Below are 9,225 nucleotides of genomic sequence, written 5' to 3'. Positions count from 1 at the left end.
CGGGGCCTTCTGCAGCGAGATGCGGCGGCTACTCCATCCGAGTGGCCAGATCATCCTGGCCGACATTCATCCCGATACGGCACAGCGACGCGGCTGGAATCGTTCTTTCCACCAGCAGGGCGAAGAGATCACGATTGCCTGGAACCAGATCGACATGGAAAGGCTGAGAGCAATCTTTACAGCCGAAGGGTTCCATTGCGTGTGCGATCTGGAGCCTGGATTTTCCGAAGCGGAGCGGGAAATCTTTGTACAGCAAGGTCGGCCTCGTTCCTTCGAAGAGCTTGCCGAAGAACCAGTGATGTATCTGCTTCAGCTTGTGCGAGAGGCACCCCAGGCAGAGTTCGTTATCACTGGAGGTCAGTGTGCGCTATCGGCATATGATGCGTTGCCACGCACACTTACCGTCGAGGGAGGACGGATACGCTCCCTCCTGGATAGCTCGCCCGAGCCGATGACGCAGGTTTCCCTGGATGGACACCTTCTTCTTCCCGGCCTGATCAATGCGCACGATCATCTGGAGTTCGGTCTCTTTCCACGGCTGGGAGAAGGCGGCTATGCCGATGCCCAGGAATGGGCCGGCGCAATTCACGTGCACCATGCCGAGACCATCGCACGGCACCGCAGCATCCAACGGGAGGCACGTATTCAGTGGGGCGCTCTGAGGAATCTGCTGTCCGGTGTAACGACGGTGTGCCATCACAATCCGATTACAGAAATAATGCGTGAACCCGAATTTCCAGTCAGCGTGGTGGAAGAGATGCGCTGGGTGCACTCCGCTGCATTCGATTTTGCGGGGCTTCAGGAAGAATCATCGATCGATTCTGGAGAGATTCTGATCGTACATGCAGCCGAGGGGGTAAGCGAGCGAGCGAAACAAGAGATCGAAATGCTGCAGGCGTTAGGTCTGTTGCGTCCTTCCACCATCCTTGTTCACGCACTTGCGGTCACGCCACAGATGATCGACAGGCTCAAAGAAGCAGGAGTCAGCTTGATCTTCTGCCCCAGCTCCAATGAGTTTCTCTTTGGGACGATTCCAGCCGCTACTCTTCTAGAGAATTTCGAGAATGCTGCGCTTGGAAGCGACTCTCCGCTTACCGCTTGCGGTGACCTACTGGACGAAGCGGCCTTTGTCACAGCGCGTTACGATCTGCCGGCCGCACGACTCTACTCCATGCTTACGGAGAATCCGGCAACGATGTTGCGACTGACCGAGGGTCAGGGGAAGATTCAGATTGACGGCCGAGCCGATCTGATTGCCGTACCCGATCGCGGCCTATCACCTGCAGAGACGCTTCGTCACCTGACATGGCAGGACGTCCATTTTGTGATGCGGAATGGCATCATCCAGCTTGTCGCGGAAGAACTCGCACACATTCTCCAGCCGCAGGAGCTTGCAGGGTTCACTGAGATCAATGTCGACGGCCGGCGGCGCTGGATCCGCGGGGATCTTCGACCGGCATTTGAAGCTGCCACTATGCTGCAGCAGCATGGGGTGATCCGCCTGGGAGAAAGGACGGTGGCTCTTGCCTGAGACAGCAACAATCGCGGAGACGCCTCACCTGCAGGAGCACCGCAAGACGCGGATGCCGATTCTTCTGCTGCATGTGCACAGCCGGTGCAACTGCCGGTGCGCGATGTGCGACATCTGGAAACGCGAGGAAAACCAGGAGCTCGATCTCGCTGTTCTGGAACGTCAGCGTGAGTCGCTGCTCGCGCTGGGTGTGGAACAGGTTGTCTTCACCGGCGGCGAAGCGCTGATGCATCGAAAGCTGCCAGAGCTTACGCATTTCTTCCGTGAGATAGGCGCAACGCTGACCCTGCTCACCAGTGGGCTCCTGCTGGAGAAGCACGCTGCCCTGGTTGCAGCCGAGTTCCAAGAAGTTATCGTCTCTCTCGATGGACCTCCCGAGGTTCACGATCAGATTCGCGGAGTCAAAGGTGCCTTTGCCCTGCTTTCTCGCGGAGTCCACGCTCTCAAGCGGCGAAGCACGCTTCCAGTCAGAGCACGGTGCACCGTACAACACGCAAACTTTGCGCACCTAGCGGCCACCGTAGGTGCCGCCATCGATGCCGGGCTAGATGGCCTCTCTTTCCTTGCCGCCGACCTCTCATCCACCGCCTTCAATCGGGAGCTGGTCTGGCCAATTGAGCGTCGTAGTTCTATCCAGGTGGACGCCACCGAGCTCGAGACACTCAACCGGCAGCTCGACCTCGTCGCGGAAGCCCGGGAGCGGCTAGCCCCGGCATTTTCGATCGCAGAGAGCCGGAAGAAACTCCAGCGCATTGCAGACCACTTTGCGGCAGAAGCTGGCCTGGTTCCACATCGAGCTCCGGTATGCAATGCTCCGTGGGTCTCCGCTGTGTGGGAGGTCGATGGGACCGTAAAACCCTGTTTCTTTCATCAACCTATCGGCAACCTGGGACACGGGACGTTGGAAGACATCCTTCACAGCGATAGCGCCTTTGAGTTCCGGTCTCACCTGAAGGTCGATGAGAACGAAATCTGCAGGCGCTGTGTCTGCTCACTTAACTACCAACCATCAAACGAACCCGGCGTCTAAAGGCGCGACTTCCGCTCACCTGGTCCAGGGCTTCCGATTTTGCTCGCGATAAAAGGCGATCAGGTCCATGGACTTCGGCGGCGCTGTGTCCAGCTGTCGCAGCATCGTGGTGATCTGTCCGCGATGATAGGTTCCGTGATTGACCATGTGCTGCAGCATCTGCCAAAGCACGTCGGATTGGTTGTTACCACGAAGGTCCTGGTACTCGATTGTGCGCTCCACAGCTTCCGGCCCTAATCTTGCAAGTTGTTCGCGCATCTCGCTTTCCAGTTCGGCCCACTCCTTGCGGGCTGCGTCGACATCAGGAAGGCGGTCCGGTTTCTGAATTCCCTGCAGCTTTTCGCCCTTCAACCGGGTGATCCAAATGCGCTCGGCAGCGCAAATATGCGCAATGGTGTCACGCACCGAGCTGAAGCTGTTCCCCATGGGACGAATGAACTGCTCAGGCGTGATTGCGCCTACCGCGTCGAGCACTCGATCGCGCGCCCAATAGTTGTAATCGATGAGGAGGCGGAGATCATCGTAGGTCATCGGCTCCAGTCTAGAACAGGATCCTCGTTGCAAATTGAACCTGACGGGATGGATCGCTATTCTGAATGCCCGCCTGTGGCAATAGGAAGGTGCTGCCTGGAGTTGCCGTATTTCCGTACGTCGTCGTTAGTTTTACAAAGTTATTGTGGTTGAAGACATTGGCAAACTCAGCCCGTGTCTCGACTCGTACCTTCTCGAAGAAGGAAAAAGTCCGTGTCAGAGCAAGGTCGGTCTGAGCCTGCGGCGGCCCATGAAACGAATTGCGCGAGAGCCCGACTGGACGATCACTTGCGATACCATCTCCGTCGTTGTCCACACCGGTGAGAGGGTTCACTGGCAAGCCACTCGCCGCGGTTGTGGTTCCGCTCATCCGGAAGGCATACGGAAGATCCACGACTCCATACGCCACCAGGCGATGCCGTTGGAAGAAGTCTGAAGGTCCGTTCTCTCCCGTAGTGATGCCCGACACGCTCGGCGTTCCGGTGTTGTTGCCTCCCGTAAAGAAGACATTCGTAATGTTGGAACTGTAGAGATACGAGGCCTGGAACTCGAAGTGGTTCGCGAAGTTTCTCCGGATTCGAATCTCTCCTGACGGATTACGCGAGTTGCCTGCGTTGCTTACCTGCTGCACATTCGCAACCGGAATCGTGGTGCCATCGCTGCGACTGTAGTTGAGATAAGGACGCGTCGCATTGGCTGCGGCCGCGGTGCGCGTCTGTCCCGCCGCAGTGCGTATAAACGGCGTCGGCGCATTCTGATTGACCAGAACCAACTGATGGCGCGAGGCCAGAAACGCCGCATCCATCTCCAACACAAAGCCATGCGGAAGCCGCTGCTCAATTCCAGCAGAAAGCTGCATCGTATACGGATTATTCAGTGAAGGGCTAAGGAGATAGATGTCACGGCGATCCTGTGTGCCGCTGACCGCAGGAGGCGTTGGATAAGAGGGATTTGAAATCGTGTAACTCGCGGTCGTGGCATCCGGACCAAGGTTAAGGGCGTTCCGCTGAAGCTGTCCGTAAAGCTGGTCATAAAACAGACCCGCTCCCGCGCGAATGACAGTATTGCCGTCGCCAAATGGATTCCATGCCAGACCGAGACGCGGCTGGAGGTTTGTCCTGCCGGAACCGTTCGATTGATAGTCGTACCTGAGGCCTAGATTCGCGGTGAAACGTGGCGTCAGCTTCCAATCGTCCTGAAAGTGAGCCGACATCAGTTCCTGTCCGTAGCTAAGATTCGAATTTCCGACAGTGACGTTGTAGCGCAATGGCATCTGTCCAGCCGTTGGAGCACCTGCCGCGAACGTATATGTTCCCAGCGGGGTCGAGATGAGGTTATACCCAGCCTTTTCGTGAAGGTAATCACCACCAAAGGTGAACTGATGCTGCTTCCAGGTCTTGCTCATGGTATCCATCACCTGGAATGCGCCCGTGCGCAAGTGCTCGCTGGCCGATCCGCCGGTCGTGGCGTAGCTTGGCCGGACGATCGAGATGCCTGGAGTGATCGGCGTATACCAAAGCGGAAGCGCACTGGCATAGGAGATTCTGAAATCGTTCAGCCACGTTGCAAACAGGCTTCGCTGGGTGAGCTGCCCCGCGATGCTTTGCTGCACGTCAGTGCGAGCGGCGCTCGCTTGAACAAACCCGCCGACAGTGTCGTTCAGATTATTCGTCGTAAGGTAGTCGCCGTTGAACCGCAATGTGGTGAACTGGTGTTCGCTCCATTTGTGATCGATGCGCGCCAATCCGATGTAGGAGTCCAGCTTTCCCGTGAAGAAGCCAGTCGTCGGAGACTGAATAAAAGCACCGCGCTCCTGATGAAGCTGCTCGTACGACGTCAGGAAGTTGGTTCGCCCGCGGCGTATCGGTCCACCGATAGTTGAGCCCCACTGAAGCTTTTCGTTCGGAACATGAAATGTTGAAACTGGCGGAGCCGCTTGAATTCCGGAAGGACGTACAAAGGCAAAGGCCTCTCCATGCAGTTGATCCGAACCCGATTTGGTAGCAACCAGGACAACACCGCCGCTCGCACGGCCGTACTGGGCGGGAAAGGTATTCGTCTGTACCGTGAACTCACCCACCGACGAGAGCGATACATTCTGTTGCGGGCCATTGGATAGGACGAAGTCAAAATTCGTACTTCCATCCAGCAGATACTGCGTGAAGCGGAAAGACTGGTTATTGAGCGAGAGCCGTGTTCCCGTCCGGCCATCGGATCCCGAGCCGGCAGTATTCTTTGCCCTGACATCGAGAAGCGCGAACTGCGCAAGGCTACGGCTTACGGATGGCAGTTGCGTCACTTCCTGTGACGACAGCGTCGACGAGATCTCCGGAGTCGTCTTCAGCAACTCTTCCTGGGCAAAGACCGTAATCTCCTGTTGCAGCGGATCGACGTTGAGCGCCAGGTCGAGATCGGTCTCCGCAGGCAGGACATCACTACGGCGCATCGTCTCAAAGCCGAGCGCTTCCACGACCAGCGTGTATGGAGCATCCGCCGGCAATCCAGAGATAGCAAAACTTCCTTCCGCCGACGAGGACACGGTGAAGCTTCGGCCGCTGCTGTCCGTGAGCTTCACGAGAGCGCCGGATATCACCGCGCCATCCTTAGCCCTGAGCTTGCCATGAACGGAGGACCGCCCCTCCACTTGAGCCAGCGCATCCACCTCCGCAATGACTGGCGACGTGCCCGAAGACATGAAAAAAGATAAAGCGAGGGCAAGCCCAAGATATTTAGGCACGGGAGATCCTTTCAGTTGAAACGCTGTTACTGATTAAGTCGCTGAAGCGATATTTAAACGGCCTCTAGAACTGGAGCCCGCTCTCGCGCACGAGCCTTGCGGGTTCTCCACGCCACGAACCGGCGAAGACTAAGTGCGAATCCAGTCCAGACAAGTAACACGGCGGTAAGTGCGGCGAGAAAGGCTACACTCTGCCCTACCCATCCGAAGATCTCGCCTGTGTGGAGAAAGCGGCCGTAGAGCCTCCACTGTCTGCCACGCGGAAGTTTGTCGAAGGTATCGAATTTCGTCAGCTTGCCGTTTTTGGAAAGTACAAGCTGGGTCTTCTGCTGCGGCCGCGAGCCTGAGCCTTCATCGAGCGCGAACGGAACGCTGTTGGCAGCAATGGGAAAACGCACCGTCAGATTGTTCCACCTTGGGTCTGTCTCTTTTGCAAGAGGAAGAAGCTTATCCAGCAGCTCAACGTTCCCGAGGTCAACCGTCTTCGGTCTCTCTTCCTTGCCCTGCGGCGAAGGGGTCCTCGCCGCGCGATAGAGCAGCGCATTAACCCAGTCGTAGGCCATCACCGATCCGGAGAGCGAGATCACCAACAGAGGAAGAGCTAACCAGAAACCACCAACCGTGTGCAGGTTCCAGTCGCGGGCACGAGCCTTCAGATGGCCTCGGATCATTAGCGCGTTCCGCAGGTGGACCTTCTTCCATTGACGTGGGATCCATAGGATCAAGCCGCTGAGAATAAGAATCGGAAATCCCAGATTGCCGGCGATCGCGATCGCATGCAGCGCCTCGTAGCGCTTTCCGCCGAATGCGGCATAGCGATGCAGATCTCTCACGTGTGCAAAGAATGCGCGCACCCTGCTTGGCCCATTCCCAAGCAGCTCGCCAGTGCAGGCATCCGCCAAAAAGATCCGGTCCGGAGCGGTCATCACCTGGGCCGGTGTCCGCGGATTCGCGAATACCTCGAACGAGGTTGGAGGCGCGCCGATCTGAGTCTGCAGCTTCTTGATGGATTCGCTCGGAGCGAGGCACGGAACATCCCGGCGATGTTCCGGGACGGATATCTTCCGCTCAGCACGCGCAACGATCTGCGGCTGGAATGCCATCAGGCTGCCAGTAGAGGCGAAGAAGCAGATCGTCAGCCCAACGACAAGGCCGATGACAAGGTGAAACCAAAAGAGTACTCGTCGAAGGTTCATGCGATGTCGATCTGCCCTGGCTTTCTGGAATGAAAGAACATGCTTTAACCCGAATAAGGATCAAAACAGTCCAATATCAATACCAATATACGACAGAAACAGTCCTGAATCTCACAGGAACATCAGCGGGCGACAAAAATGGCAGATTAAGTGACCAGCTGCGCGATAGAGCATTTTCCCTGTAGGTGCAGCTAGGGCTTCCGCATCCTATGGGCGTTTTCCGCAATGAAAACGCCATTGTGCGTTCTTCCGGGAAACCAGCACGGATTTCAAATCTCTTCGATGCGGCGCTCTTCCCCTCGCAGGAAGGTAAGCTCCAGCCAGTCGATCTGTTCCTGCGACTCGAGGTAGGCCTCGGTGCTGATCGCATCCTCGTCCCGCAGGCGCTCCAGCTCCCGGCGTTGCGAGAGCACCGACTCCAGTCCAAGCTCCCGTAGGCGCTGTAGCCCAACGGAGTCCTGCCGCTGCATACAGGTGTCTCGCACCAACCGAAGGCGGAACCGGAGATTGTCGGCCTCGCTGCCAGACTTATCGGCAAGCGCGTTGAGAGCCGCATCCGCAAGCTTCACTCTGAGGGCTAAGCCCTCTGCCTCCTTGGCTTGTGTAGAACTGAGGCACAACACCTGGATCAACGGAGCGAGTGTCACTCCCTGCACCACCAGCGTTGTCAGCACCACCGCAAATGCAGCGAGCACCAGTGTGTCGCGATGGGGAAATCCCTGCGGCAGTGCGAGGGCTGTCGCCATGGTCACAAAGCCTCTCATGCCGCACCAGCCGATGAAGAGACTTTCTCCCAGGGGCGCCGGCTGGCATCTCTGGCCCATACGCGCCTGAAGGCAGCGAACAGCTCGAAATGTGAGAACGATACATGGGCGAACGGCAATCACAACGGCGACGACAATGGCCGCGAAGACAAGAGCGTCATGAAGCTGCGAGCGCTCCATTCGCCCAAGGATGACGCGCGCCTGCATGCCCATCAAGAGGAACGCAAAGACATTCAGTGTAAAGACGACCGCACTCCAGACGGCATACGACTGAATGCGCATGCGTGCGTCAAGAGCGCCGGCGTTGGCTTCGGTTCGATGGGCTGCAGTCATGGCAAAGGCAACGGTGGCAAGAACCGCCGAAAGCCCGAGATGAGAGGCAATAATCCAGATGGCGTACGAGAAGACAAACTGGAGCAGGTTTCCTCCCAGCGTTCCCCGCACCAGCGGATTCACACGCATGATGAGATAGGCGCTCACCACGCCGAACAGGATCCCCCCGGGAGCAGCAAAGACAAGACGGGTTACGCTTCCCGCATCCATGTGATGGTTTACGAAGGCGAGCCCGGCGCTGAACAGCAGCAGCGCCGTCGCATCGTTAAAGAGGCTCTCGCCCTGCAGAATGCTATCGACCTCACGAGGAATCGAAAAGCGCCTCAGCACAGCCGTAGCCGCAGCAGCGTCAGGCGGCGCGACAATGGCTCCCATGACAAGGGCGGCAGAGAACGACAGGCCAAGATACAGCTTCCCGATCCACGCGACCACGAAGGCTGTAATGACTACGGCCACTACGGCATAGACAAAAAGGGGTAGGAAGAGACGGCGAGCCGCGCCCAGGGGAAAGTCGTAGGCAGCGTCGACGAGGACAGGCGCAATGAGCAGGGCGAGATAGGTCTCAGGATCAATCTCGATTCTGGGAGACCCCGGAAGAAGTGCGATGAGCACGCCCGCCGCCGCCAACAGGGCCGGGTAGGGCAGCGAGAGCCGCCGCGCCAACTGCAGCAGCACAATGGCGGCAAACATCAGTAGAAGCAGGCTTTCAAAGAAGGTCATTCGAGGTCACCAGAGCGTATCTTCTACCAACGACGCTGCTCCACACATACTAACGGCCCCTGTTACGTCGATTGGGTGCCCTGTTAAAACCCATCACAACCCTAGATCACCGGCATACAGTGCCTGCCTTGGTGAACGGATAATGATTTTTCATTCCGGGGTGTTCTCTTTCTTCGACATTTAGGCTAACCTAAATGTCGAATTAGGCAAACCTAAATGATCCGGATGAGGCACACTTCCGCCCTGGCGCTCGCTCTTCTGCTCCTGTTCGACGCTTCTTTACACGCGCAGAGCGGCATCACCGCTGCTCTGTCGGGAGTGGTGACAGATGCCACCGGAGCGGCGCTCCCAGGGGCGAAGCTGACTCTCACCTTTGTGAGAAG

The 9,225-nt window shown here is 57.4% G+C and carries 6 protein-coding genes; 2 read left to right on the top strand and 4 right to left on the bottom strand.

Annotation, left to right across the window (positions count from 1 at the left end):
- Both AB4043_RS05300 and AB4043_RS05295 read left to right on the top strand, forming a co-directional pair.
- A partial coding sequence (locus AB4043_RS05300; RefSeq protein ID WP_442306622.1) for an amidohydrolase family protein occupies positions 1-1,531 on the top strand: 1,531 nt, incomplete at its 5' end.
- Complete coding sequence (locus tag AB4043_RS05295; RefSeq protein WP_442299805.1) at positions 1,524-2,561, top strand: radical SAM/SPASM domain-containing protein; 1,038 nt, start codon at positions 1,524-1,526, stop codon at positions 2,559-2,561. The genes AB4043_RS05300 and AB4043_RS05295, both read left to right, overlap by 8 nt.
- 15 nt (positions 2,562-2,576) lie before the next feature.
- On the opposite strand, the gene AB4043_RS05290 is transcribed toward AB4043_RS05295, so the two are convergent.
- The 4 genes from AB4043_RS05290 to AB4043_RS05275 form a co-directional block, all read right to left on the bottom strand.
- Positions 2,577-3,092: a DinB family protein gene (locus AB4043_RS05290; RefSeq protein WP_442299806.1), complete on the bottom strand. Its 516-nt coding sequence runs from the start codon at positions 3,090-3,092 to the stop codon at positions 2,577-2,579.
- A 10-nt stretch (positions 3,093-3,102) separates the two neighbouring features.
- Positions 3,103-5,829 carry a TonB-dependent receptor gene (locus tag AB4043_RS05285; protein ID WP_442299807.1) on the bottom strand — a complete coding sequence of 909 codons (2,727 nt, stop codon included), beginning with the start codon at positions 5,827-5,829 and terminating at the stop codon, positions 3,103-3,105.
- Positions 5,830-5,882: 53 nt separating this feature from the next.
- Positions 5,883-7,025 carry a PepSY-associated TM helix domain-containing protein gene (locus AB4043_RS05280; protein ID WP_442299808.1) on the bottom strand — a complete coding sequence of 381 codons (1,143 nt, stop codon included), beginning with the start codon at positions 7,023-7,025 and terminating at the stop codon, positions 5,883-5,885.
- Positions 7,026-7,294: 269 nt separating this feature from the next.
- Positions 7,295-8,842 (bottom strand): cation:proton antiporter, encoded by a 1,548-nt coding sequence (locus tag AB4043_RS05275; protein WP_442299809.1) that lies wholly within the window; start codon positions 8,840-8,842, stop codon positions 7,295-7,297.
- Between the last annotated feature and the right edge of the window lie 383 nt (positions 8,843-9,225).

This window comes from Terriglobus sp. YAF25 (genome assembly GCF_052113305.1).
Lineage (GTDB): Bacteria > Acidobacteriota > Terriglobia > Terriglobales > Acidobacteriaceae > Terriglobus.
The sequence above is the reverse complement of the archived record's forward strand: the minus strand, read 5'-3'. Positions and strand labels throughout refer to the sequence as shown.

What these genes read in the sequence shown, in the direction of transcription:
- AB4043_RS05280 (WP_442299808.1), bottom strand. Translation starts at nt 7,025, where the DNA reads ATGAACCTTCGACGAGTACTCTTTTGGTTTCACCTTGTCATCGGCCTT.
- AB4043_RS05290 (WP_442299806.1), bottom strand. Translation starts at nt 3,092, where the DNA reads ATGACCTACGATGATCTCCGCCTCCTCATCGATTACAACTATTGGGCG.
- AB4043_RS05275 (WP_442299809.1), bottom strand. Translation starts at nt 8,842, where the DNA reads ATGACCTTCTTTGAAAGCCTGCTTCTACTGATGTTTGCCGCCATTGTG.